The sequence below is a fragment of the Delftia sp. WSY_10 genome (assembly GCF_043104705.1).
GTDB classification, from domain to species: Bacteria; Pseudomonadota; Gammaproteobacteria; order Burkholderiales; family Burkholderiaceae_C; genus Comamonas; species Comamonas tsuruhatensis.
This window is the reverse complement of the sequence record NZ_JBICKY010000053.1, coordinates 75,167-99,264: the sequence shown is the minus strand read 5'-3', so window position 1 is coordinate 99,264 and position 24,098 is coordinate 75,167. Positions and strand designations below refer to the sequence as shown.

Here is a 24,098-nt window from a genome sequence, read left to right as displayed (position 1 = left end):
TCTCCTCCAATGACCACATTGAACCACATCAGTAGCTCTCCGAAGTGACTTACTTTTCTTTTACTCTGTAGCCTGCGTCGGCTTTACCGTTGCCAACCTGGAAGAGGAGTGGATCACTGGCCAAGCAGCCCAAAGGGTGATGACATCAGAGACGTGCCCATCCGCAGCTCCTGCCACTTCCGCATATCTTCCTTGGCATTGTTCGAATAGCTCGTTGATGGCAGTGGCGTACTCAAGGACGGCAGCGGGGGGAGCGCTGGCAAGTCGCCGGGCGGCATCTGCGGATTGCTCGCGCAGGCTGTCAGAGACAGCGCGCAGCTGGCCAAGATCACGGCGCAGCAGCGCCTCGCGGGTTCGGGCAGCATTCAGTGCCTCCTGGTATTTGGTGTTGATGGACTGCTCGGCGCGGCGAACGCGGGCGTCGGCCGCGCGCTGTGCGGTGCTGACAGCCAGCTTTTCGCCCACAGCTGCAGCGCGAGCCTCGGCCAAGTCGGCACCCAGGCGCGTGCCCTGGTAACTCCAGGCCAGGAGCGCGGCCAAGCCGGCGGCGGCCAGATGGGTGACGGCGCGCATGCTCATTGCTGCACGTCCATGCATGCGGCGTGCCGCGCCTGCTGGCGAGTCCAGACGCCGCGGCAAGCCTTGTTGCCGGGCGTGCTGCAGTCGAAGCGCCACCGAGTGGGCTGCCCGCCAGCGCCCCACTGGTAGGCGGTGTAGCCCTGCAGGGGTTGGGCACTGGTCATGAAGCGATAGGCCAAGTAAGCGTTGCAGGCGCCGGCATAGTCGCCGGCCCGCGTCCTGGCCAACATCGCGGAGCCGCGCCAGGCCGCGCACCCATACTGGCCCGCGAAGTCCACCGCCTGCGCGAACTCGACCGGGTGCACCAGCGTGTCGCCCAGCGAGGCCCGCACGCAGGCGCCGTATTCCTGGTCCAGCAGGTTGGCGGCCAACTCGCGCGCCCGCTCCCGGGTGATCGGCGGGTCTGCCATGGTCACGCGCGTGCCGTCCTCGTAGCGCGTGGCGCCATGGCCGATGGTGGGCACGTCGCCGCGCACCGGGATGATGGGCGCGGCGCTGAATCCTTCGGCCGCGATCCAGGACGCCAGGATGGCGGCGCCAATGCCCAGGCCTGCGGCCGGCACTCGGCTCCCGCTCATGGCCGCGCCTCGCATGCTGCGGCCAGCTCCTGCGCCTGCCGCGCGCGGCGGTCCTCGCGCTCATTGCTCCAGCGCCACAGCAGGTAAATGACCTGCAGCACCACGTAGAGGATGGTCAGGGCCGTGGCCGTGTGGGTCATGGTCCAGCCGTTGGCCACATTGGTGGCCACGACCGTGACCGGCGGCGCGGCCTTGGCGCCCTCCACGGCCGCCGTGCGCACGATGGTTTCTCGATCCATATCAGTCCTTGTTGTCGAATTGGTTCAGCCGGCCCGACATGGCGTCGAGCGTTTGGCGGCTCTGGGCTTGGATCTGGGCCACGCGCTCGCGCGAGTCGGCCTCGATGTGGGCCACCTGCAGGCGCACGTCCTGGTCGCCTTTGATCTGCAGCGTCTTGTTGGCCAGGTCGGCCTGGGTCTTGGCCAGCTTGCGGCGCAGCTCGTCCAGCTCCATGTCGGCGTCGCGGCGCACGGTGGCGGCCACGCCCTCCATCTGCTGGGCCAGCGCCGGGTTGCCGCCGGCGGCGCGCAGCTGCTCGGCCTCGGCTTCCAGCTTCTCGGCGCGGGCGTTGATCTCCCGGACCTTGGCCTGCTGCTCGGCCAGCGCCTGGCGCGCGCTCTCCTGCTGCATCTGCAAGGCCTCGGCCTGGGCCTGCATCTGCTGCTGGACCTGCTGCTGCTCCTCGGGCGTGAGGGGCTTGTTGGGATCGCGCTCGCCGGTCAGCTTGCGCAGTTCGTCGGCCACCAGGTCGTTGTTCGGCAGGTCCGAGTACTCCATGGCCAGCGTCATGATGCGGATGGCCACCTCGGGCGGCAGCCGGCCCGCCAGCTGGTTCAGGCTCTCGAACATGACCTGGCGCAGCGTGCCCGAATAGTCCTGCTCGGACACCACGAAGTCGGCCATGCTGGACGTGATGTCGTTCAGGTAGCGCACGCTCCCGTCTGGCTGGACCTCGGGCTGGTTGACCTTCACCCAGTCCAGTCGGCCTTTGTGGCCGGACAGGCGAATGACCTTCTCTTCCGTGTACCACTGCTCCACTAGGCTCAGCAGCTTCTCGCCCTGGATCTGCACAGCGAAGCGCAGGTTGTCGAAGGGCTGCGTGGTCACGACCGAGCCCTGCAGCTGGCGGGCTTCGATCGCGCGCCCGCTGACGGCATTGGTGCGCCGGCCCAGGTTCTCGTCGCTGATGCCTGCGGACTTCTGGATGGCCTGGCCGTCCATCGTCATCATCTGCACCTGGCCGGCGGCCATCTCGCTGTCGCGGTGGACCTCGAACTTCTTGCCGGCCTTGTAGATCACCACGCCGTCCGGCTGGTTGACCTCCTCGCGCGCCTCGTTGATGTCATCGAAGGCGCCCTTCTCCGCAAAGATCTGGTTCGTGGACAGCAGGAACAGGGCCTTGCTGGCCCGCTTGTTCATGTCCATCTGCAGATCGCGCACGCGGCGAATCACGCCATAGGGCATGCGGTCTCGGCCGCGCCGGTAGCACCAGATGGGCGTCAGGCTGAAACTGTTGTGGCGCATGGGCGTTGGGCCCAGGGCCAGCAGATGGCCCTCGGTGAAGACCGCGACGTGCATGCGCATGGCGACACGCTCCACGATGGAGCCGCCGTGTGCACCCACCACGGCGCGCAGCGCATGGTCCCAGGGCTCCACGAACGAGCCCTTGAAAGGGCCGCTGGTCACCACCTGAACAGACGCCGGCATGCGGAACTGGCACTCGATCAGGCGCACGCGGCGCCGCGCCTCGCTGTCGATGTTGCCGCGCCCGCCGGCCAAGTAGCTGCCGCTGGTGCCACTGACATGGCGCTCGCTGGTATGGCCCTGGAAGAAGAATTCGTCCTCGGCCCACTGCTGGGCGCTGAACTCCTCCTCGCGCAGCACGGCCCGCTCCAGCACGTCGCGGCGCTGCGGGTACATGGTGATGGCCACGTCCTCGTCCACCCAGCGCGTGCGGTACAGGTAGCGCGCGTCGCTCAGGTCCGGCTCCATGGCCATCGAGTCCCAGAGCACATTGCGCCAGTCCTCGTACTTGTCGTAGAGGATGTCCTTGGTGGGATCGTTGCGCACCCCGGAGTCCACCCAGCCCACGCCCACCTTCACAGTGTCCTCGAAGGCGCGCGAACGGTTGAAGGTGGTCCGGTTCACGTCGCTGACGTACTTGAGCACCTTGGTCTTCACGTCGGCCAGCTGCACGTCGTCCTCGGCGCGCGGCAGCACGCTCCAGTCCACGCGCGCGCGGCGCTCCGTGCCAATGAGCCAGTCGCACATCACGGCCACCTCGTTGAACACCAGGGGCACCTGGCCGCGCTCCTCCAGCACGGCCGAATCGGCCGGGTCCCACTGGTCGCCGTCGTAGTAGTCGGCGTCGATGGACATCTGCAGGCGGTTCTCGGCCTGGATCTCGCGCTCACGGTAGTACCAGCTCAGGAGCTTGCGCAGGGTCTTGCGGGCCTCGGGCTGGTCCAGAGGGTGCGGCGGCGCCTCCTCGTCGGCGTCGAACTCCAGCGGCACATCGTTCAGGATGCGCTCGCCCACGCCCGCGCGGCGGTTGAAGCGGGCCTCAAGCTGGGACATATTCGGCCCCCAGGTCCGGGATGGTCAGGGCCTCGGCCGCGATTTCCTTGCCATCGGACTTGACCACCAGGGTGCCGAACTCCTGGCCTGGGCGCTGCCATGTGGGCTCGCTGGGCATGCTCACCAAGTCGGGCAGGCCCTCGTTGACGATGGTGGCCACGCGCACCCAGTTCGGCCGGTTGGGCTCGATGCCCAGCACCTCGCAGGCCTTGACGCAGGCGCGGGCCAGGTAGGCAGGGTCATCGTAGAGATAGGCCGCGCTCTCCATCACCACGTACCACGGGGCTTTGGGGCGGTAGGCCGGGATCAGGACCAGCGCGCGCTCGGCGTTGATCCAGGTGTAGACGGCCAGCAAGTCCCCATGCTGGCGGTGAAGGTGCGCTTTGCGCAGGTCGATACATGCAGGCATGCCCGCGAAAGTGGCAGGCTTGGTACGGGATCAGCGCGCCATGCCGCCCGCGCGTCGCCTGAGAGGCACAGCGCCTGCAGTGTCGTTGTCCATCAGCGGCAGGGCCATGTTGATGTAGCGCCACACGTCTGCCCCGTGGCTGGCGTCATCGTGCAGCGGTGGCCCGGGCTCGCCCGTGCGCGGGTCGATCTGGCGCTTGTACCGGCTCAGGCAGTCCAGCAGCTTGGCGCAGCGCTGGGCATCGATGTAGGCCGAGGAAAAGATGCCGCGCGCCAGGCGGATGCCCGACTCCAGGCCCGCGCGCTCCAGCACCTCCACCTCGCGGCCCATGTCCTCAAGGATCTGCTGGGCCGTCTGCCCGGTCTTGAAGTCGCCGTGGGCGCCGTCGTGCGGCAGGAAGTCCGTGCCCCAGCGGTACGGCAGCTTCTCCATCTGCTCCACGTACCACTCCAGCGTCTTCTGGTTGTCCTGCATGAAGTTGATGACGCGGAAATCCATGGCCGTGCGCTGCACGAAGGCGATGGCCATGTTGTCGGCCCAGCCCAGGTCCCAGACCGTGTGCACGGGCAGCTTGGGGTTGTAGGGCACCAGGCACACGCGCTCTTCGTTGTACAGGCGCTCCACCTCCTTCGCATAGATCGCGCCGGCCAGCGTGCGCTTCGGGCGGCCCTCCCAGACGTTCCAGTAGGTGTCCGGGTCGCGCTTGAAGTGCCGGCGGCGCTCCTTCTCCAGCACCTCCGGAAACCAGGGGTTGTCCCGCCAGTTGATCTCGCACAGCCAGGTGTCGCTGTCGGCCGCGTCGATGAACCGCGCATAGGTGGCGTCCGTGGCCAGGTCCGGGTTCAGCGTGAGCCAGATTTCCGAGCCAGGCCGGCGGATGGTCGGCACCAGCACCTCCCAGCTGCGCGCGCTGACGCTCTGGGCCTCTTCCACCCACACGATGTCGATGGCCTCATAGGATTTGATCGAGTCCACCGTGTGGCTCTGCAGGCCCGCGAATAGGATCAGCGTGCCGTTGGCGCCGCGGATCTCCGTGTCCAACACCTCGTAGAAGCCGCCCAGGCCCAGCGCCGCGATCTGGTCGGACAGCAGGCGGTGCACCGAGTCCCGCATGGACTTCTGGATCTCGCGCGCGCAAAGGATACGCAGCGGCCGGTTGCTGCCCATCACCAGCAGGGCCATGGCCACAGACCAGGACTTGGCACCGCCGCGCCCGCCGTACATGACCTTGAAGCGCTTGGGCTGCCACAGGCCGCGCAGCTTGGCGGGAAACTCGACCCGGACGCGCGAGCGGTCAACCTCGTAGTCCTCGGCGAAATCTGGTTCCGGGTCCTCGCCGGCCAGGTGCGCGGCCTGCGGGCTGGCGGACAGCAGGTTCATGCGCCCTCCCCGTCTCGCGGATCGTTCTCGCGCGCCGGCGCATCCACGAAGTGCAGTTCGAAGTGGCCCACGTTGCCGCCGCCGTTCGGCCCCTTGCCCGCGTCCTTGTCGTTCATGCCGAAGGCCTGGCGCTCCATGTCCACCACGATGCGCAGGCTCTCGGCCAGTACCTTCATGGTCTTGGAGCGCTCCGGCAGGCTGATGACCTTCTGGTACAGGTCGTTCAGCTTGTCCATGCCGTTGTCGTCGGGCGAGCGCAGCATCTCGCCCAGTTCCTGCAGGTAGGCAACCGTGTCCGCGTCCGCCATCTGCTCCAGCTCATCCAGCAGCGCGTTGGTGATCTTGCGAGCCCGCTGGATGTCCCGCCTGTGCGCCAGCCGGATGGTGGCCACAGCCTGCGCATTCGCGTCCACCACCTCACGTTCGGACGCAGTACGCTCCGCGCGTACCTCGCTGCGTACCGCCTCTTTGCGTACCAGCTGCTCTGCCTTCTCCTGGATGCGCTCCGACAGGTCACGGCTCCAGTCGTCACGCTTGGCCCGCTTGCGGATCGCCCCCTCGCTGATGCCCTGCTCTCCTGCAATCTGCCTCAGGCTCTTGATGCCGGCCCTGTAGTCCAGCTCGATGCGCTCCCACTGAGGGGCCTGCTTGTGTTCCTTGCTCATCCTCCCGAAGCTGGCAGGCTTGGGACGCTTCCAACTACATGAGCAGAAAAGCCAGAACCCTTTCCAGTCTTCTACAGACCGTAGAACGGGCGGTTGGCTTCGATGCGTGCCTGCTCGCTGGCGGGGTAGCGGCACTCAGCCAGCAACTGCTGCAGCGCGGCACGGCCCAGGTCGCGCAGCGGCGTGTAGTAGGCGCTGACGGCCAGCTCGTCCAGTGCGCGCCAGGCATAGACCTGGGCGTCAATGAACAGGATGTCCTCCGCTGGGCGCGGCAGCGCGGCGGCCTGGCGCGCATAGAGGCAGGCCAGGGCGAACTCGGACCGCTCGCGGTGGTAGCGCGCCAGCTCGCACAGGGGCTCGGCCCGCTGCGGTCGTGCGGCATAGGCGGTGAGATAGGCCTCGCGCACGGCGGCCGGCTCGGCGCCCGAGCGCTCCAGCAGCACGCCGATCTGGAACAGTGCGAACCACTGCTCCTCGGCCCAGCCGCCCATGGCGGCGCGCTGTCTGTACCAGTGCAGGCTGGACTCGATCTGGCCTGCGTCGCGGTGGCTTTGCGCCAGATAGAACACGTTGCGCGTGTTGCCCGGCTCCTCACGCACGGCCTTCTCAAGCACGGCGATGTCGCGCAAGTAGGTCTGCGGATCACGCGCGCGTGCCCCATCGTGCGAGACGTCTATGAACGGCCCAGCCAGCATTTGCCAGGGCTGGTGTGCAGGTGCGGTCAGGTACTCGTGCAGCACGCCCTCCCAGCGCCAATCCACGCGCGTGGCGATCAGCGCATTGCGCTGGTACTCGGTGCCTGACATGTGGCAGGACAGCATGCAGCCGTCCGCCTCCAGTTCCGGCCAAGCAAAGCCTTCGGGCACGCGCAGCTGTTCGTCGGCGTCGATGAACAGCAGGTAGTCGCCGTGCGGGCGCGCCAGCTCCAGCGCCTCGTTGCGGTTGTGGGCGAAGTCCACCCAGGGCCGCTCGTGCAGGCTGCCGGGCACGCCCTCCATGCACTGGCGCACCAGATCCTGCGTGCCGTCACTGGAGCCCGTGTCCACGATCACCCAATGGTCCACCCACGGCCTGACCGAGGCCAGGCAACGCGCGATCACCGGGGCCTCGTTCTTGACGATCATGTTCAGGCAGATGCGGGCGCGGAGACCTGGGTGCTGTAAAGGCGGGAGGCTAGGCATGCATCGCGGCTGACGACATTTATTGACAAGTCACAGTGATGGCCAGCCCGGTCGATTTGGAGCTGAGACTTTCAACGCCGGACAACTCCACGGAGATAAGGTCGCCGGCCACCAGTGGGGTATTCCCCGTGTCACTGCATACAGGCGTGCTGGAGTTCAGCGTACAACTGGCCATCACGCTTGTCGCATTCTTCCGCAGGCTCACCTGCATGCTGGTCAGGTTCTTGCTGCCTGTTTGCGCGGCCCAGAGGCTACTCGTAGTGCAGGAAATAGGGACCACGCGCAAGGTGTCTTGTTCAGATTGCAGAAGCGCGATGGTATTCGGATAGATGGGGTAGATCGTGTTTGTATTGGTACTGGTAACGGCAAAGGTCTGAATGAATCCGCCAGTACCGGCAGGTCCTTGAGGGCCTGTGGGGCCTGTGGGGCCTTGAAGTCCCGCGCCCGTGGCACCTGTGACACCCGGGAAGCCTTGGATTCCCTGAGGGCCTTGCGCGCCCTGAGGACCTGTGGGGCCTGTGTCACCCTGGACTCCTGTCGCGCCCGTGACGCCTGTCACTCCGGTAGGGCCCGTCGGGCCAGTGGCACCCGTGGCCCCTGTAGGTCCGGTGGGTCCAGTCGCGCCGGTGGCCCCCGTCGAACCCGTGGCGCCTGGTGTGCCAGCACCGGTGGCCCCAGTCGGGCCAGTGAGACCCGTTGCGCCCGTAGGCCCAGTTGGTCCTGCGGCCCCCGTGGCGCCGGTCACGCCAATAGCTCCTGTTGCCCCCGTCGCGCCCGTGGCACCTGTCGCTCCGGTAGCCCCACCACCCACGCCGGGAGCGCAATGCACCAATTGTCCAGTCGCGCCGTCAACACACAGCAGCTGGTTGCCAGTGGCAGCATCAGCAGGCAGTGCTGGTACCAGAACTTCGCCGGTGTTCTGCACTCGCAGCCGCTCAGCGCCTGCCGAATTCTTAATCACGAAATTGCCGCCTGCGGGCATCGTGATGCTGATGTCTGCAGCATGCGCTGTGGGAGCCAGGAAACCGGCGCCCATGCACATAGCAAGCATAAGACGTGAGGGGATAGAGGTTTCTTTACGGGACATGGTTTAGCTGCCGATGAGATAAAAGCACGTCCATCCAGGCTCACAACAGCCACACGAGGACGAAAACAAAGGATCAGTTCAAGACGTTGTGCGGATGCGGCGTTGTCGACGAACGGCCACACCACCGAGCATCAGGCTCAGCAACATCAACCCGTAGGTACTGAGCGTTGGAATGCTGGCCGGAGAGGCTGCTACAACAGCCCCGATCTGTACATTGCCAGGCACGATGCTTCCACTGGGGTTTGACAGCGTCGCGCCAGGCCCCATGGTGACCAGGGCAGTGCCCGGGCCCGAAGAGGTCAGGATCACCGGCTTTCCAGGCGCGCCCAGGGTCAGTGTGCCCAGCACGGTAAGGTTGGTGCCCGCAGGAAGAACAATGGTGGGTGGCAAGGGGCCCGTGCTGATCAGCGTGAGGTCCTTCACGATGATGTTGCCGCTCAGCTGCAGTGTGGAGCCGGGGGCGCAAGAGTCCGACAGCACCACGCTGCTTGTGCCCAAGTTCAACGGCACAGTGCTGGTGAGATCGCCGCTGACGTTGAGTTGGCCCCCGGTGCCGGCGACCGTCGCGCCGGTGTCGAAGTTGAAGGATCCCGTGTCGAACGTCCCTGCCCCCAGTGTCAAGTTGCCCTGCATGAGGACCGCCGTGCAAGGCAGCTCGAACGTACCACCTGCCAGATCAATGTCGCTCCCCGCCGGAACAACAAACTGTCCCCAAGCCGAGCCGCACAGCGCTGCGCCCAGGGCCAGCGCAGCGGCACACCGCTTACCAAGTCCTACCATTCCGTGATCTCCGCGACAGGGCCTCATGGCCGCTGGATTGCCAAAGTGAGCGAATCGCCTCCTCCGGAGGTCTCTGCTCGAACGCCGTGATCATGAGATACAAAATAGCATTCTATTAACAAAAATTAACAATTGATAGATTCATTTCATTTACAAGAAACTATTGCCTGCTGATTGAGAGCAAATTTTTCAATCAGTGGATATCAACCGGTATCGCAAAACAGGCTTACGCGCAGGCAGCTCCGTGATACGGCTTTCAACTTGACCCTCACGCACCAGGTAGCCCAGCGCCCAATCGATCTCCCCCTTACTGCGGCCCAAGGCCAGGATCAGCTCGGAGTGGAAAAACCAGCGCCCGGGGCTCTGGCGCAGATACCGCAGCAGCACGTCGGTGCCGCTCCCCGGGCGGATGACGCCTTGAGGGCGCGGGTTGTTGCGGCGCGTGCCCTCCTCCTCCTGCCGACCTTCCAACTGGCCAGCCATCCAGTCCATGCAGCTCAAGCGGGGCCACCTTCTTGTTTTTGCGTGTCGTCGCGGTTCGTCTTCGCGGCCATGGTTTCCAAGATGGTCCTCTTTCAAAAATCCAGAATCGGCGTGGCGTTGAGCAGGCCCAGCGCCCACAGCACAGCGGCGCGGTCGCGGGCATCGATGTTCGGGGCGTAGGCCAGCGCGCGCCATGCCAGGACCTGGCGCAGATGCGCGGCCATGAATGCGGCTTCCTTACGCGCGGCCGGCGCAGGCCCCTGGTCCAGCCAGGAATGGCACGCGGCACAGCCCCAGGCGCTGTAGTGGTCGTCGGCTTTCCTGCGCTCGCCCTTCCCGTGGATGGACAAATTGCTGTGGCAGCAGACCACGGTGGTGGTGTCGTTCGTGCAGATCCCGGGGACCAGCAGCAGGCACTGCTGACCCTTGGCCAAGGCACGCAGGCGCGGGTTGCGCTGGGCCACTGTCTTTGGCGCGGGCACGACCTGGTGCTGGTCGATGAGGGCCACAGTGGCAGCGCGCGGCCGGGCCTCGGCCATGGCGCGGGCGGCGCGGGCCTCCAGGCGCTGCTCGCGCGCCAGCTCGTGGGTGGCATGGGACGCAGGAGCGGCCCGCCGGCGGAACCCTGCCCCGCCGGACTTGAAGGCAGTGCGGCGCATCAGGGGCACACCCCGCCAATCACCTCGCCCGTGTCCGGGTGGGTCTGCTCCCGCTCCCACTGCTCGAAGGTCGCCGGAAACTCCACGTCCAGGTCGCTGATGGCGTGGGCCATCACCCGGTCGATCAGGTCGCCGTACTCGCGCACGCCCAGGCTCTCCGTGCTGATGCGCTCCTGCGTGGTGGTCGTGGCGCCGCTGATCGGGTCATGGTGCGTCACCGCGCGGCTGCCCAGGTACTCAGCGCGGAAGTGCTCCTTCCAGGTGGCTTTCGAGTGCCGGCGGCCATCGATGACCACCTGGCGCGCGATCTCTGCCAGCACGAAGTCGTGATAGAAGGTCCGCTGCCTGTCGGTCTTGGCGTCCTCGTGCAAGCGCACGAACACCTCCAGGCGCCGGCCGGCCTCCCACTGCTGCATGCACCAGGGCGCCACGCGCTGCAGGAAGTTGGCCCGGGCCTGCTCAGGGCCGTCCCAATGGGCGTGCAGGGCGATTTCAGCCACGGCCACCTCCCCGCAGATCCGCAGCGCGGCGGTAGGGCCAGGCCACCATGGCCGCGTCGCGGCTGTGCTCGTTGCTCGGGCCCGTCCAGCCGGTGACGGCCGCGAAGCGCCGCGCATCCAGCTTGCCACCCTTCCCTGCCGGGCTGATGCCGTGGGCCGGGATGCCCAGGTCTGCGCAGTGCGCCGTGATGTCCGCACAGCGCGCGTCCACCTGGCCCACGTTGCGCGCCATTTTGGCGCTGGCGGCGCCGGTCTTGCCGCGCGTCCAGGTGTGCGACTGCAGCCGGCTGTCCTCGAAGACCACGCGCGACGGCATGCGCGCGGCCAGCGTGCGCTCGATGTGGTGCGGCGGGATCGTCAGCAGCTCCACAAGCTGGCCGTCCACGAAAACGGCCACGCCCGTGTTTGCGCCCGGGTCCATTCCAAGGATCACGCTCATGCCCGCGCCCTCCCCGGGATCAGCGCGGTGAATATGCCGCCCTCTTCCCGCCACGTCTCGTTCCTGCGGATCTGGCCGATGGTGGGCTTCGACACGCTGTAGCGCTCTGCCAGCACTGTCTCCGATTCCGCGCTCGCACGGATGGCCCGCACCTTCTCGATGGTCAGCTTGCCGCGCGCTGCCTGTTGTGCGCGGGCAATGCGCAGCTTGGTCAGGGGTGTGAGGCTGCGGCCTCGTGACTTGTCCGCGCGAGTTCCCAGCTTCATGTGCTCATAGGCCACGCATGCGGGGTCGTCACAGCCAGCGCGCACGGTCTGCTGCAGGCCCAGGGGGCCGCGTTTGATCGTCCAAACCACGCGGCGGGCTGCCGTGGGCGGGCCGTCCGGGCCGAACCGCACCATGGGGCCACGGCGCGGGTCGATGTAGCCCGTCCAGATCAAGCAGCCATCCACGGTGCGACGGCATTTGCCTTCGATCAGCTGCAGGCGCAGCTCGTCGGGCATCACCCACTCGGTGGTCACGTAGTGCGGGAAGCGGTCCAGCTGGATCAGCCGGATGAGGCCCTGCCCCGTCAGCTCATCGATGATGGCGCGCAGTTGGGCGCGGGCCGGGTCGGACATGGTGCCGGCCAGCGCCGCGTACTGCACGGGGCCGGCCTCGATGGTGGCCAGCACCTGGTCGCGGGCAAACTCAAACCTGCGGGTCATTGGGAATTCCTGAGCGAGAAGTGATACACGCCGAACCCATCGGGGCCGGTGCTTTCGGGGCGGACGCGGCCGGCGCGCACGGCTGCCTCGGCCTCCACTTGGTTGACGGAGATTTCGCGGCCCTGCTGGACCGCGTAGAAGCGGAACCCGGGCCGGTAGCGCAGCACGGCGCCGGACTTGAGCAGCTGCAGCAGCGTCATGCGTCGCTCCTGTTCGGGGCAGCACGCTCCAGCAACTGCATTGCTTTGGCAGGTAGCGAAGAAATCAGCGTCTTGCCAGCGGGATTTCCGTTGGACAACACCGCGATGGCACGCTTCTGCTCGCCCACCAACGCCGGGCGCGGCAGCGGGAGCCCGCGACTCGTGTATTCGAAGTCGGGCGAACGATCACCAGCCAAGCGGCGCTGATACTCGAAGTGGCCCCGCCCGGTGTACGCGCGGTGCGCTTCGCAGAAGCGATGCTGCAGGTAGGACAGCTCCTCCAGGTCGGTGCGACAGACCTTCGGCCATCCACCCAGGTCCTCAATGACCGCGTGAATTGCTGGATCGTCAAACACCACGTCCGAGTAACCGCCGACAGCACTCATCGCCTCGTGGACCTTGCCCCATGCGATGGCAGCCCGATCGGTAGAGGTGCCCTGCAAGATGCGCGCCAAGTCGGCGACCTTGGGGGCGAACTGGCCGCGCTCAGGGTCGATGCAGTGCCGCTGCATCGCGGCGCTTATCTGCTCCAACTCGAAGCCGTGGCAGGCGTTCCACCACAGGTCCAGCACGAAGTTGCTGGCGTCCTGGCGGTAGTACGCCAGCACATCGGTCACGAGCTGCCCAAAGGCCGCCCGGTCAATTTGCTTCATGGGTCTCTCCTTGCGCTGCCCACGCGCTGGCAACGCTGCGATTGCGGGCCTCCTGGGCCTCCTGGCGGTTTGGTTGGCGGCGCTCTCCGGTTGCGCCCTGGCACGTCGCCTTGAGGTAGGCAACCGGGTCCGCAGGACGAGCCACTACGGCGGCACGAACGGCTTCAACGACCACGGCATCGCCGTAGTCCTTGACCAGCTTTCCGACGAACGAACCGCACTGAGCCCTCGGCATCCCAGCCTCTGCGAGCAGCGACTTACCGGCACGCCACAGCTCGTCTTTGGTCATGTCGCCTGGCGTGTTGGGGGCGGGACCGCCCGTACCGTCAGGTACGGAATAAATAGGGTGTCCCTGTCCCTGTCCCTCTCCCTGTCCCTCTCCCTGTCTCTTGGAGTGGGTTTCGTCAGGGACATATGGCCCTTGTCCATCGGGACCGGGTTGGCTGTCCCCAGGGACAACGCCGCCTTGTCCCTCGGGACAAGAGCCCTTGTCGCCAGGGAGTGGCAAAGGCTGTCCCGCAGGACGTCCCGAGGAAATCCACTCCTCGTACGAGGGACGTCCCACGCTTGTCCCGTGCCTGTCGTTGTGCTTTTTGATGCGCGCGCACTCTGTCCGCCAGCGCTGCAACAGCTTTGAGGCCCAGGCATCCCGGGCCTTTTCTGCCACCACGGGGTGGTGATAGCGGCCATCACTGCACAGCACCCAGCCATGCATGGCGCCCTCGCGCACACGCTTCCACTTCGGATCGATGCGCCCACGCAGGGCATAGCCGGCCTGCTTCGCAATCCAAGCATCGTTGTCAGGCATGGAGCCCGCTGGCACTTGGTGCCAAGCCGCTGACCACAGGAGCACGGCAGCCCAACAGGCTTCCGGTGTTTCGTTGGCAGCAAGGTCTGAGTCACGCAAGCGCGCAACGTCAAGGGGCATGAAGGCGAAATCAGCGAGGTCGCAATCCTCGGGAACCATGGGCTCAGGCAGTTGTTGCTCGTGCATTCCCCACCTCTTCCTCGGCCGCAGGCAGACCGAAGGTCTCCGGCGGGGCTCCAAGCGCTTCCACCAGCAGCGGATTGCCCCGCAGCTGACGCACGATCAGACTTGCCTCATGCAACGCTTCTTTCGCATGCTCTTCCAGCAGCGCCTCGATGTAGGCCGGGCGCTCCATGCCCTTGGCCCTGGCCAGCGCGTCCAGCACGCGCAGGGTGTTGGCATCGCACTGCTGCCGCAGCTCCATGGTGTCGGAGCAACTGGTGCGACCCGTGCCCCGCGCAAAGGCAACCAAGCCACGCATGACGCGATTAAGGGGGCCAGCGATTTCAGGAGATTTCTCAGCCATTGGTGGCCACTCCTCCGTACGCCTTGGTACGAGCCGCATGTTGCGCCTTCGCACGCTCTGTAAGCGGAAGATCTGCAAGCACAAAGCGCCCGCACCCAACGGCAACCATCACATCAGCGAGGCCTAGTTCGACGCGCCCGCCACCATAGATGAGCTTGTTGAGCAGACCGGGCGTGGTGCCGCACAGAACAGCGAACTCAGCGCGCCCGGCCCGATCCAGCCCGGAGAAGAACAGTTTGAACGAATTCATGCCGCTCATGATACCTCAAGGTACTAGCAGAAAATACCTTCGGAACCTTGTACCTGTGGGTACATGCTCGGACAATCAGTTCATGGATAATCACGCGCGGCTGCAACAGCTTCTTACAATCCTCTGTTCTCGTTTCACCCAAGGAAACCGCGCCGCGCTGGCGCGAGCCATCGGCAAGGACGCAAGCTACATCAATCGGCTTTTCTATCCCCAGGATAAGAAGGGAGCCAAAGGGATTGGACAAGAGCTGATGGACGCGACTCGCGCCACGTTCGACCTACCTCGGGGCTTTTGGGAGATGGCTCCTGACGAGGCCCAGGCCGCTCTGGAGTTCACGTCCGCCAACGCGGCAAATGTTGACCAGAGACCACCACGAGACGAGATAGTGATTCGACAATATTCAACAGGCGGCGCCATGGGGGGCGGCCTAGTTTTGCGTGACCAGCCCGGTGTTATTAAGAGCTGGAGCGTGAGTAGCGAGTGGGCACAGAAGAATCTCCCCTACGTGACGGCCTATGACAACCTCTCTATCGTGACCGGTTTTGGGGATTCGATGCTGGGAATGTTTAACCCCGGCGATCCGCTGCTGGTAGACACCGGTGTTCGAGAATGTGAATTTGACGGCGTGTATTTTTTCTCCGTAGATGGAGAAGGCTTTATAAAACGCCTTCAACGCATCCCTGGGGAAGGAATTCTTGTCATTAGCGAAAATAAGAAATATCGAGAGTGGTACATCAAGCCCGGGATGAACTTTCAGATATTAGCCAAAGTATTGCGCGCTTGGGAAAGCAAAACCTACTAATAAAAAGCCACCATACGGTGGCTTTTTATTATCAAATTACCACCTGAAACAGTGACTCAATTCGCTGATCTCCCGCGCTTCTCATGCTCTTGGTGAAGCTGGATGAGCATCAAGTTTTTCTCCACATCGTTTGGAAGAGAGCGGAAAAACATAACTAACTGAGCTTCCGGACCCGTGAGCTGCGAAAAGCTCATCAACTCCATAGGCCCCTCTCCGGTAAGAAGATACTCTGGGTGAAGATCCAACACCCGAGCAAGCTCCAAAAAGTGGCTCGCCCGTGGCTCTTTTATCTTCCCTTTGATCAGCTCATTCAAAGTAGCTTGGGCCATTCCTACTCGGTCGGCAAGCACCACTTGAGTAAAACCTCGATAAATCATCCACCAATGAAGGCGTGCACCAAACGTCTCAAATTTACGGGGAGTGGCTTGCGCTGACGGAGCACCAAGTTCAACCGCAAACCATCCCGACATTCCAGGAAGCTGTTCACATTGAAGAACAGTCTTCTCAGTGATAGGACGCAGACCGTTCAACATATGGTTGATGTAGTTCCCGTCTTTGTAGCCCAACGCTCTCCCGAGCGCCACGCGGCTGCCCATACGCTCGACCAGCTTCGCCATGCGCTCGCGCCTAAACGCATTCAGATCATCCAAGTTCATAGGACGTGAGCTTAGTACCTTCTTCGCCTGCGATGACACTGTCACAACAACAATACCCAACAATACCCAAAGGTCAATACCCTGAGGCTTGCACTTTGGCAATACCCGAAGGTACATTTCATCCCGTCAGCAGCGATCTTGGTGCCGACGGGCGCCACAAACATGCCGCCCTCGTTCATGCAGCCGCACGGCTGGGTAAACACAGGCACCGCGGGCGGCAGCGGGATACAAAAGGTCGTCGGCGCACTGCCTCACTGAACCAGCCTCTGCTCACGCAGGTAAGCGCTGCCGGGAGACTGGGACAGGCCCCGCAGAACCCTGAGCTGGGGGGATTGGAGAAATACGGCTTGAGGCATGCACTGGGATGCCAAGAAAAGAAAAGCCCAGACCAACGCCCACCGGAGCGCATCCGGCCGGTCCTCAAACGAGGGCCATCACGCTGGCGCCCTACTCAGGACGCCGCCGCGATGGCGTGACAGGTATTTGCCCACCTGCACAGAAAGAAAGGGTCTGCCCTTTGGTTGTTGTTGGGAGAAAGCCGGGGCGTACACGGCAGCCATCGATCTACCCGCGAGGGCCTGCACACGCAGGCCCTTTTTCATTTCTGGAGGCCCAGCCTATGAATGCACGACTCCCCTCTCTCTGCTGGGCCTCGGTGGCCGCTGCAGAGAACGCGGCGCGCTACGACCGCGCCGAGGCAGAAGACGCCGAACTCGACGCCTATGTCCGCGACTACTACGGCCCGCCATTCGCGGCCGAGTTCGTGCAGGAAGCCCTGCAGGCCGCGCAGTACGAGCTGGCCCAGCAGATCGCCACCGCCAGCGAGCGCATGGGCCAGAGCCTGAACCCCGAACACCCGCAGCTGGCCGTCATGGGCAACTCCATGGACGAGTGGCTGCGGGCCTATGCCCGCCAACGTGCCCGCGAAGACATCGCGGACCTTCAACGAAACCGCCACTGATCGAGGAGCCACCATGCACCAACGTGACGAAATCCCGGACCCGCCGCCGCTGGCATGGCTGATTGCCATGCTGCTGGGCATCAGCCTGCTGTGCCTGCAGGCAACGCTGGACGATGAGCCCGGCAAGGCGCCGCCCGCCACCGTCAGCGCGCTGGCGTGCCCCGGCATGCATGCGGAATGGCTGGACGAGAGGCAGGTGGAATGCCACCGCGAAAAGCCATGAATCTGGCTGACCTGACCGACGCCGAGAAGGTGCCTCTGCTGCTCGAAATGCTTGAGGAGGCAGGGGAACAACTGGACCGTGCGTGGCCCGCTGGCGGGCGCCGCTACCTGTCTGCCGTCCGCGAAATGCGCGGCGATCCGGAAGACCCGGAATGACCGCCCCATCCACCAAGCGCCGCACCGGCGCCGACCATCGCCCGCTACTGCGGGCGTTTCTTTTTCCACATCCTGCGAGGTTCCCATGAACGCCGTTTCCCAGAAAGAAGCCGCAGCCCTTGAACTGGTGCCGGCAGCCGCCGCGCCTGCCCCCACTCCCGCCGCGCTCCCCACGTCCCTCGCGGCCAACTTCATGCTGACGCTGCAGGAGCGCGGCGCAGGCCTGGAGCAGATCGAGAAGATGATGGATCTGCTGGAGCGCAACGAGCGCCACGAGGCCGAGAAGGCCTACAACGAAGCCCTGGCCGCATTCAAGGCCAAGAACATCCGCATCGTGAAGCGCAAGCTGGTGGACTTTCCCGGCAAGAGCGGCGGCCGGACCAGCTACAAGCATGCCGAGCTGGACGACGTTGTGCAGGCAGTGGGCCCCGAGCTTTCCGCCCACGGCTTCGCCTGGTCGTGGAAGACGCACCAAGTCGGCCGCGACATCACCGTGGTCTGCACGCTGCGGCATCGCCTGGGCCATGCCGAGACAGTCCAACTGACGGCCCAGCCCGACGAAACGGGCGGAAAAAACGCCATCCAGGCCATCATCTCCACCACGACCTACCTGCAGCGGCACACGCTCAAGCAGATCACGGGTGTGGCCGAGGCCGGCGAGGATGACGACGGCCAGGGCGGCGCAGCGGCACCGCTCTCCAAACTGGCCCAGGGCTGGGTGGACTACATCATCAGCGTGCGCGGGACGGACGAATTTGACAAGGGCTGCCGCGATGGCCGCGCTGCGCTGTCCCGCGACCGCGCCGGCCTCATCGCCTTCAACGCCGCCACCAGGAGCACGGTATGAGGGAGATCCTTTTCCGCTGCTCCAGCATCGGCAAACTGATGACCGCGCCCGTGAGCATCGATCCCGCGCTGATCACGCCCGACGTGGAAGCCATCCAGGCCAAGAAGAAGCGCACGGACGAAGAGAAGGCCCTGCTGGAACGCCTCAAGCTGGGCACGCTCAGCGAAACCGCCAAGACCTACATCCGCGAGCTGGTGCGGCAGGAGCTGTGGGGCGTGGACTTCGAGGTATCCAGCAAATACACGGACAAGGGCCTGGCGGTCGAAGCCGAAGGCCTGGCTCTGCTGAACCGCGTGCGCGGGTTGACCTTGGCCAAGAACACTGAACGGCGCAGCGACGGCCAGATCACGGGCGAAGCCGACACCGTGGACCTGGGGCCGCGCCGCTGCGGTCACGACCTGAAATGCTCGTGGAGCCTGCAGACCTTCCCCGCATTCGTGCGCGACTGCCAAGACTCGCTCTACGAGTGGCAGATGCGTGGCTACATGCGCCTGTGGAATCTGGACCGCTGGGAGGTCAACTACGCAATGGTGGACACGCCCGAGGAACTGCTGGGCCCTTATGAACCGCAGGAGCTGCACCTGGTCAGCCATCTTCCGGAACATCTTCGGCTGACCACCTGGGCCATCGAGCGCGACCGCACCCTGGAAGCTCAGATGGATATCAAGCTGGAGTTGGCCCGGACCTACTACGCGCAGTGCATCGCGGAATTCGCGGCCACACATCCGGAGCCAGCGCCTGCCGCCAGCGACGAGGCACCGCCGCAGCCCGAGCTGATCGGCTTCGACCTGGCCACGCAGCCTGATCTGCATGTCGAGGTAGAGATTGCGCCCATACCTGAGCTGCAGCCCGCACCGCCGGACCCAACGGCACTGGACCAGCAGCAGCTGCAGGAACTAGTGTCCAGCGGCCAGACCTTGAAGCTGGGCCAGATCAATGCGCGCCTAGGCATCTTCGAGATCAGCGCCATAGCAGCCAACGCGGTGGGCGTGCCGACCGTGAAGGACCGGGGCGCTGTGCACATGCCCGCCTCCAGCTTCGCGGACTTCTGCAATGGGCTCATCGCCCACATCGCCGACGTGCGCGACAGCTACCAGGCTCAGCCATGAGCCTTCGCAGCGTTTTCCTCGGCCTCGCAGGTATGAGCCTGCTGGCCGACAGCACTGGCTTCACCGGTGCATTCCTCCTGGCGGCCGCTCTTGCGGCATGACCAGAACTTTTCATTCGTGGCCCGACCAAATGAAGGGCCTCACTTTTCGAAACCCTACTGGAGAAAAATCAATGAGCGACTACAAGACCCTGCTGCAGCAAAAGGCAGAACTGGATGCACGCATCGCAGAAGCGATGAAGACTGAAAAGGCTTGCGCTGTGACAGAGGTTCGCACACTGGTTCAGCAATACCAGCTGACTGAGCAAGATGTCTTTCCCACACGTGGTGTCAAGTCAAAGGGCTCGGTGGGCGAACCCAAATACCGGGACCCCGCTACCGGCTCAACATGGACCGGGCGCGGCAAGCCGCCAAACTGGATTCAGGGGAAGGAACGTGAACAATTCCTGATGGCGTAGGAAAGGACAATCCAAGAGGGTATCTGCACTAATGGTCAACCCCACTTTTTGGGGTGACTCGACGCGCTAGCTCTACTGGGCTGCTGGCCGACTTCACCTAGAACTGGACGGCAGAAGACTGGCTTTACGTAGCTGCGGTACCGGACCTGTAGTCCCGTCGAACGTGGGCTGGTCGATGCAGGAGAGCATGACCTCGCAGCTCGTGGTGGACGCGCTGGTGATGGCTGTGTGGCGCCGGGGCAGGCCAGTGGCACTGCTGCGCCACTCGGACCAGGGTAGCCAATACACAAGCGAGCACTTCCAGAGGCTGCTGGACGAACAGGGCATCACTTGCAGCATGAGTCGGGCTGGCGAGGTTTGGGACAACTCGGCCATGGAGAGCTTCTTCAGTTCTCTGCAGACCGAGCGCACGGCCCGTAAGGTGTACAGGACACGAGGCCAGGCCCGCCCAGATGTGTTCGATTACATCGAGTGCTTCTACAACCCGACGCGTCAGCATTCGACGTTCGGATATCTCAGGCCCGACAGTTCGAGCAAGCTCAGGAAGCTTCGGTCGGTGTCAACGAGTCCGGCAGCAGCCAAGTCACCGCTTTACAACGGTGCATCTGCTCTTTGACAATTTTTGACAGAAATCAACAAAATTATGCGTAAAAATGTAAGTTAGCTTAAATCAATCGGCACTATGGAGCCAATAATGAACAACTACGGACGGTATGTTCTTGCGACTATCTGCGTGTGGAATGCTGGATTCGCTCTAGCGCAGCCAGCTCCAATCATTCCAACTCTGTCTTGCCTTTCCAATCCACGGGCATTCAACACCGGCGTCAATGATGACGCTAGCAAGATCACGGCAGGGAGCCAAGACTTACAGTGGTGGTTCACGTCGATACAGCAAAACAACGTTCCTCCGCTCAACCTTCTTCCTCCTGCGGGCGCAACTTGGACCCCCGCATACGTTCCGGTCACCCCCCCACCCTACGCTTACCCCGCCCAGGCAGAATGGATCTCCCCCAGAGCTGATGGGCGAACAGTACCACCTCCATACCCTTTCAACCCCCACTACACCAACTACTACCGCACGCAGTTCATTCTGGCGCCAGATGTTCCACTCTCGGCTGTGAACTTCAACTTGAACTATGTCGTTGATGACATCAGCCATGGAGCATTCGTTAACGACACACCGACCACGTCATCTGTATCACCTCTTGCACTCACAGGCCCCTGGGTTCACGGGCTCAACACCATCATTGTTCCAGTGGATGATATTGGCTGGAACACAGGCTTGGTTGTTGACAGCGAGCCACCAGCGGCGCTTTCGATCTGCAACGTTTCCCCTATCAAAGTAGAGAAAACTGTTGGGCAAGCCACGTACACGACGGGTCAAACGGCAACATATACCGTCAAAGTCACGAGCCTTGGACTTGTTGACACCACAGGCGTCCAGCTAACTGATCCCATGCCATCGGGACTGTCCAGCCCCCAATGGAGCTGCACGGCATCGGGCACCGCGACGTGCCCCTCAACTGCGGGCGGGGCGCCATTTTCATTCAACCTTCCCGGAGACAGCAGCCTGACCTTCACGTTGACAGGAACTGTGCGCACTTCTGGCAGCCTCAGCAACACGGCTACTGTAAATCCCGGCAGCGGTCTGTGTGCCGCAGACACAGCAACCCCGTGTGCCGCATCTGCAAACGCCACCCTTATTGCAGGAGGCGGAGGCACCGGCACCCCCACACCAGTTCCATCGCTGCAGGCATGGGCGCTTATTCTTCTCGGGAGCTTGACCGTACTCGCTTTCGGCTGGATGTCAAAGGGCTCCAAACGACGCTCAAAATGAGCGACCTGATCACCAATTTGCCCGCACTGCGGGCTTTTTTCTTTTGGTTTTCGAAAAATTGACGTGCTAACTGCACAACGCGGAGCTCGCTCCAGCTCGAACGGTCGCTTCGGCATTCTTTTCCCACTTGCTAAGTGGGATTTTTTTGAAGCCGGCACAACGGCGTTATGACCGAAACCCAGGTCCGCCGTCTCACACCCACGGAATGCGAATGCCTGAAGGCTACCAAGACGGCTACACGGAAAGCCTTTGACGGGGAAAGCCCGCTAACTAGTACCCAGACGGCACTCGCTACTAGGTGCTGGAAAACTGGCGTGTGAGCTTGTAGTGCGCTGGATTGGTCGGCGCCCTGCACAAGCCCTTCAGGCCACAACATGAACCTGCTACGACACCCCCACTCCGGCCCGCCTAGTGCGGGCCGCTTCATTTCTGGATCCATATGCCTAAGACCACACCTGAGAAGCCCTATACCCCTCCCCGCCACTGCTACCAGGGCACGGAGCTGAAACCGCATCCAGGCCTGCCTGCCTCCCGCTTCTATGCATTCACGCTGCCCAGCCGCGTAGGCGGGCATCTGTACTACCCGGAACCCGCGCGGCGCATGGAGCCTTTCCCAGCCTGACTCGGAGCGACACCATGACGATGATCAACACCCCCCTGGTGCTGCTGGCACAGCAGTGCGGCGCCACCTTCCACACGCCAGGCCCGATGCGCGCGATTCGCGGCATGGCCTTCACCTTCGACCAGCTGGATGTACTGGCCGAGCGCCTGCGCACCGAGCCCTGCCATCGCGCCGCAGCACCTGGTGCTGCCGTGAGCGCTTTCCGGGAATACCTGGCCGTCCATCCCGCGCTGCAGCTGGGCGGCCAGGCCATGGACGACATGGCCCTGGAACTGGCCAGGGTCGCCCTCAGCCTCACCACCACCGAAACTGTGAAGGAGCATGCCCCATGCGCATGATGTGCCCCCACTGCGAACGGCCGGCATACACCCGGACCAGCATGCAGCTCACAAACACGAGCCGCGAAACTATATTTGTGTGCAAGAACTTCTATTGCGGCCACGTCTTCTCGGCGGTCACAGAGATCAACCGCACGCTCAGCCCCAGCGCAATCCCAAATCCCATGGTGATCCTGCCGATGAGCACGCACATCAAGCGCAAACTGCTGCAGACCCAGCTGGATGCCATGCCTTCGTCCCATTTCGACGGACGCCCACATGAGGCAGCCGCGACATGAGCAGGTCGAACATTGAGGAAGCGTTCCATCTGACCGGGTCAATCTACGCCGCCGGCCTGCTCGCCCGCGCCATGGTTGCCATTCAGGGCCTGAAAGACGCCGCCAGACTACCGGAGCACGAGGGTCAGGGCATCACCATACCTGCAGCGGCCTGGCAGGCCTTTGCCGAGCAGCACACCAGCGTGCTGCAGGAGATCCAGCTTCAGGGACTCAAGGCACCGGACCTGCCCCACTGACCCATCACCACATCAACCACGCCCCGCCACCGAGCGGGGCGTTTTCATTGGAGAAACGCATGTCCCAGGACAGCAAGATCGAATGGACTGACCACACATTCAACCCATGGGAGGGTTGCCAGCGCGTAGGGCCTGGTTGCGACCACTGCTATGCCGAGACGCGCAACGCGCGCTACAGCGGAGGCCAGGCCATCAACTGGGGGCCGGGCGCGCCGCGCCGCCGCACAAGCGTGTCGAACTGGAACCTGCCGCGCCGGTGGAACGCGCAGGCAGAAGCGTTCCAGGCGCAGCACGGCCGCCGCCAGCGCGTGTTCTGCGCGAGCCTCGCTGACGTTTTCGATAACGCAGTCAGCCGTGAATGGCGCGATGACCTGGCAGCCCTGATCCTGGACACCGCGGACCTTGACTGGCTCCTCCTCACCAAAAGGATTGGGAACGCGGGTGCCATGCTGGGCGAAATGTTCCTCGACGGCCCGCCCGCGAACGTCTGGTTGGGTGCGACGGTTGTCAACCAGGCCGAGGCCGACCGGGACATTCTCAAGCTGCTCCGCATCCCCGCGTCCGTGCGCTTCTTGTCGATGGAGCCGCTGCTCGGTCCGGTGTCGTTCGAAGGCTTCTTCGCCAACCCCAGCAATATTGCAGACGGCACCAACGCGCTGGAGGAACTGGACTGGGTGATCGCTGGCGGCGAGAGCGGCCCCGGCGCGCGGCCCACGCATCCCAACTGGCACCGTGAACTGCGCGACCAGTGCGAAGCCGTGGGCACGCCGTTCCTGTTCAAGCAGTGGGGAGAGTTTGCGCCGGCCCTGTCCGGCCTCTACTTCCACCCGCTGGAGGGCGGCCCACAGTTTCAGCCCCGAGTTGCTGACCAGACCACCCACGACTTCGGCGACGGCTATGGCGCCGTGCGCATCGGGAAGAAAGCGGCCGGCCGCGAGTTGGATGGCAAAACCTGGGACGAATTCCCTGTTCTGCAGCACACAGCCTTGCGAAAGCCCCATGAGTGAAACCGCGCTCACGCTCAAGCAAGCCGCCGAGCGGCTGCAGGTTTCCTACGGAACCGTCTTCGAAAGGCGGCACGAGATCGCCTTTCGCCTACCCGGATCGCGCATATGG

At 64.0% G+C, this 24,098-nt stretch carries 32 protein-coding genes and 2 pseudogenes; 13 read left to right on the top strand and 21 right to left on the bottom strand.

The features are described from left to right. Positions 1–60 precede the first annotated feature (60 nt). The 20 genes and pseudogenes from ACF8ML_RS21675 to ACF8ML_RS21580 all read right to left on the bottom strand — a co-directional run bounded on the left by ACF8ML_RS21675 (position 61) and on the right by ACF8ML_RS21580 (position 14,470). Positions 61–573, bottom strand: a complete 513-nt coding sequence (locus ACF8ML_RS21675; RefSeq protein WP_392407933.1) for a hypothetical protein — start codon at positions 571–573, stop codon at positions 61–63. A gap of 2 nt (positions 574–575) precedes the next feature. Further along, a complete protein-coding gene (locus ACF8ML_RS21670; RefSeq protein WP_392407932.1) occupies positions 576–1,157 on the bottom strand; it encodes a glycoside hydrolase family protein in 582 nt (193 codons plus the stop codon). Further along, the gene (locus tag ACF8ML_RS21665; RefSeq protein WP_016452823.1) at positions 1,154–1,396 is read right to left on the bottom strand and encodes a hypothetical protein; all 243 of its coding nucleotides are present in this window, start codon (positions 1,394–1,396) and stop codon (positions 1,154–1,156) included. Before ACF8ML_RS21665 ends, ACF8ML_RS21670 begins: the two co-directional genes overlap by 4 nt. A 1-nt stretch (position 1,397) precedes the next feature. Continuing rightward, positions 1,398–3,734: a hypothetical protein gene (locus ACF8ML_RS21660; RefSeq protein ID WP_392407930.1), complete on the bottom strand. Its 2,337-nt coding sequence runs from the start codon at positions 3,732–3,734 to the stop codon at positions 1,398–1,400. Next, complete coding sequence (locus ACF8ML_RS21655) at positions 3,721–4,089, bottom strand: hypothetical protein (protein WP_241150365.1); 369 nt, start codon at positions 4,087–4,089, stop codon at positions 3,721–3,723. Before ACF8ML_RS21655 ends, ACF8ML_RS21660 begins: the two co-directional genes overlap by 14 nt. An 84-nt stretch (positions 4,090–4,173) precedes the next feature. After that, the gene (locus ACF8ML_RS21650; RefSeq protein WP_392407929.1) at positions 4,174–5,523 is read right to left on the bottom strand and encodes a PBSX family phage terminase large subunit; all 1,350 of its coding nucleotides are present in this window, start codon (positions 5,521–5,523) and stop codon (positions 4,174–4,176) included. After that, the gene (locus tag ACF8ML_RS21645) at positions 5,520–6,188 is read right to left on the bottom strand and encodes a hypothetical protein (RefSeq protein ID WP_392407928.1); all 669 of its coding nucleotides are present in this window, start codon (positions 6,186–6,188) and stop codon (positions 5,520–5,522) included. The genes ACF8ML_RS21650 and ACF8ML_RS21645 overlap by 4 nt, the downstream gene beginning before the upstream one ends. Before the next feature lie 71 nt (positions 6,189–6,259). Next, positions 6,260–7,312, bottom strand: coding sequence for a glycosyltransferase (locus ACF8ML_RS21640; RefSeq protein ID WP_392407927.1), 1,053 nt, complete (start codon positions 7,310–7,312; stop codon positions 6,260–6,262). 1,222 nt (positions 7,313–8,534) lie between these two features. Beyond that, positions 8,535–9,236 carry an IPTL-CTERM sorting domain-containing protein gene (locus tag ACF8ML_RS21635; RefSeq protein WP_392407925.1) on the bottom strand — a complete coding sequence of 234 codons (702 nt, stop codon included), beginning with the start codon at positions 9,234–9,236 and terminating at the stop codon, positions 8,535–8,537. Between the two features lie 189 nt (positions 9,237–9,425). Continuing rightward, complete coding sequence (locus ACF8ML_RS21630; protein WP_392407924.1) at positions 9,426–9,728, bottom strand: hypothetical protein; 303 nt, start codon at positions 9,726–9,728, stop codon at positions 9,426–9,428. A gap of 83 nt (positions 9,729–9,811) precedes the next feature. Beyond that, the gene (locus ACF8ML_RS21625) at positions 9,812–10,378 is read right to left on the bottom strand and encodes a nuclease domain-containing protein (RefSeq protein ID WP_392407923.1); all 567 of its coding nucleotides are present in this window, start codon (positions 10,376–10,378) and stop codon (positions 9,812–9,814) included. Beyond that, a complete protein-coding gene (locus tag ACF8ML_RS21620) occupies positions 10,378–10,878 on the bottom strand; it encodes a recombination protein NinB (protein WP_392407921.1) in 501 nt (166 codons plus the stop codon). The genes ACF8ML_RS21625 and ACF8ML_RS21620 overlap by 1 nt, the downstream gene beginning before the upstream one ends. Then, positions 10,871–11,317: a hypothetical protein gene (locus ACF8ML_RS21615; protein WP_026062239.1), complete on the bottom strand. Its 447-nt coding sequence runs from the start codon at positions 11,315–11,317 to the stop codon at positions 10,871–10,873. The genes ACF8ML_RS21620 and ACF8ML_RS21615 overlap by 8 nt, the downstream gene beginning before the upstream one ends. Next, on the bottom strand, positions 11,314–12,024 hold the full coding sequence (locus ACF8ML_RS21610; RefSeq protein ID WP_392407920.1) for a hypothetical protein: 711 nt from the start codon (positions 12,022–12,024) through the stop codon (positions 11,314–11,316). Before ACF8ML_RS21610 ends, ACF8ML_RS21615 begins: the two co-directional genes overlap by 4 nt. Next, positions 12,021–12,224, bottom strand: coding sequence for a hypothetical protein (locus ACF8ML_RS21605; protein WP_392407919.1), 204 nt, complete (start codon positions 12,222–12,224; stop codon positions 12,021–12,023). The genes ACF8ML_RS21610 and ACF8ML_RS21605 overlap by 4 nt, the downstream gene beginning before the upstream one ends. Further along, complete coding sequence (locus ACF8ML_RS21600) at positions 12,221–12,877, bottom strand: DUF6475 domain-containing protein (protein WP_392407918.1); 657 nt, start codon at positions 12,875–12,877, stop codon at positions 12,221–12,223. The genes ACF8ML_RS21605 and ACF8ML_RS21600 overlap by 4 nt, the downstream gene beginning before the upstream one ends. Beyond that, positions 12,864–13,166 (bottom strand): hypothetical protein, encoded by a 303-nt coding sequence (locus tag ACF8ML_RS21595; protein WP_392408013.1) that lies wholly within the window; start codon positions 13,164–13,166, stop codon positions 12,864–12,866. Before ACF8ML_RS21595 ends, ACF8ML_RS21600 begins: the two co-directional genes overlap by 14 nt. A 378-nt stretch (positions 13,167–13,544) precedes the next feature. Beyond that, a pseudogene (locus tag ACF8ML_RS21590) lies at positions 13,545–13,805 on the bottom strand (DUF1376 domain-containing protein); the annotation flags it as partial. A gap of 43 nt (positions 13,806–13,848) precedes the next feature. Further along, positions 13,849–14,211: a hypothetical protein gene (locus tag ACF8ML_RS21585; RefSeq protein WP_227472678.1), complete on the bottom strand. Its 363-nt coding sequence runs from the start codon at positions 14,209–14,211 to the stop codon at positions 13,849–13,851. After that, positions 14,204–14,470, bottom strand: coding sequence for a hypothetical protein (locus ACF8ML_RS21580; protein ID WP_126313091.1), 267 nt, complete (start codon positions 14,468–14,470; stop codon positions 14,204–14,206). The genes ACF8ML_RS21585 and ACF8ML_RS21580 overlap by 8 nt, the downstream gene beginning before the upstream one ends. 73 nt (positions 14,471–14,543) lie before the next feature. Between ACF8ML_RS21580 and ACF8ML_RS21575 the strand changes: the two genes are divergently transcribed. Further along, on the top strand, positions 14,544–15,263 hold the full coding sequence (locus ACF8ML_RS21575) for a helix-turn-helix transcriptional regulator (RefSeq protein WP_392407917.1): 720 nt from the start codon (positions 14,544–14,546) through the stop codon (positions 15,261–15,263). A gap of 56 nt (positions 15,264–15,319) precedes the next feature. Here the strand turns inward: ACF8ML_RS21575 and ACF8ML_RS21570 are convergent, their stop codons facing one another. Further along, complete coding sequence (locus tag ACF8ML_RS21570) at positions 15,320–15,880, bottom strand: helix-turn-helix domain-containing protein (RefSeq protein ID WP_392407916.1); 561 nt, start codon at positions 15,878–15,880, stop codon at positions 15,320–15,322. A gap of 658 nt (positions 15,881–16,538) precedes the next feature. Here ACF8ML_RS21570 and ACF8ML_RS21565 point away from each other — a divergent pair. The 12 genes and pseudogenes from ACF8ML_RS21565 to ACF8ML_RS21510 all read left to right on the top strand — a co-directional run bounded on the left by ACF8ML_RS21565 (position 16,539) and on the right by ACF8ML_RS21510 (position 23,989). Then, on the top strand, positions 16,539–16,880 hold the full coding sequence (locus ACF8ML_RS21565) for a hypothetical protein (RefSeq protein ID WP_392407915.1): 342 nt from the start codon (positions 16,539–16,541) through the stop codon (positions 16,878–16,880). Positions 16,881–16,893: 13 nt separating this feature from the next. After that, complete coding sequence (locus ACF8ML_RS21560; protein ID WP_017404886.1) at positions 16,894–17,103, top strand: hypothetical protein; 210 nt, start codon at positions 16,894–16,896, stop codon at positions 17,101–17,103. Further along, a complete protein-coding gene (locus tag ACF8ML_RS21555; RefSeq protein ID WP_238003424.1) occupies positions 17,100–17,258 on the top strand; it encodes a hypothetical protein in 159 nt (52 codons plus the stop codon). Before ACF8ML_RS21560 ends, ACF8ML_RS21555 begins: the two co-directional genes overlap by 4 nt. 85 nt (positions 17,259–17,343) lie before the next feature. Next, positions 17,344–18,105 (top strand): ERF family protein, encoded by a 762-nt coding sequence (locus tag ACF8ML_RS21550; protein ID WP_392407914.1) that lies wholly within the window; start codon positions 17,344–17,346, stop codon positions 18,103–18,105. Then, positions 18,102–19,214, top strand: coding sequence for a hypothetical protein (locus tag ACF8ML_RS21545; protein WP_392407913.1), 1,113 nt, complete (start codon positions 18,102–18,104; stop codon positions 19,212–19,214). The genes ACF8ML_RS21550 and ACF8ML_RS21545 overlap by 4 nt, the downstream gene beginning before the upstream one ends. A 172-nt stretch (positions 19,215–19,386) precedes the next feature. Continuing rightward, positions 19,387–19,671, top strand: coding sequence for an H-NS family nucleoid-associated regulatory protein (locus ACF8ML_RS21540; protein WP_392407911.1), 285 nt, complete (start codon positions 19,387–19,389; stop codon positions 19,669–19,671). 104 nt (positions 19,672–19,775) lie between these two features. After that, positions 19,776–20,194, top strand: a pseudogene (locus ACF8ML_RS21535) (IS3 family transposase); the annotation flags it as partial. A 171-nt stretch (positions 20,195–20,365) separates the two neighbouring features. Continuing rightward, positions 20,366–21,508: a DUF11 domain-containing protein gene (locus tag ACF8ML_RS21530; RefSeq protein ID WP_392407909.1), complete on the top strand. Its 1,143-nt coding sequence runs from the start codon at positions 20,366–20,368 to the stop codon at positions 21,506–21,508. Positions 21,509–22,144: 636 nt separating this feature from the next. Beyond that, positions 22,145–22,468, top strand: a complete 324-nt coding sequence (locus tag ACF8ML_RS21525) for a hypothetical protein (protein WP_046238090.1) — start codon at positions 22,145–22,147, stop codon at positions 22,466–22,468. Then, positions 22,459–22,746, top strand: a complete 288-nt coding sequence (locus tag ACF8ML_RS21520; protein ID WP_046238089.1) for an ogr/Delta-like zinc finger family protein — start codon at positions 22,459–22,461, stop codon at positions 22,744–22,746. The genes ACF8ML_RS21525 and ACF8ML_RS21520 overlap by 10 nt, the downstream gene beginning before the upstream one ends. After that, complete coding sequence (locus ACF8ML_RS21515) at positions 22,743–22,982, top strand: hypothetical protein (RefSeq protein ID WP_392407908.1); 240 nt, start codon at positions 22,743–22,745, stop codon at positions 22,980–22,982. Before ACF8ML_RS21520 ends, ACF8ML_RS21515 begins: the two co-directional genes overlap by 4 nt. Before the next feature lie 59 nt (positions 22,983–23,041). Beyond that, a complete protein-coding gene (locus ACF8ML_RS21510; protein WP_392407907.1) occupies positions 23,042–23,989 on the top strand; it encodes a phage Gp37/Gp68 family protein in 948 nt (315 codons plus the stop codon). Positions 23,990–24,098: the final 109 nt, after the last annotated feature.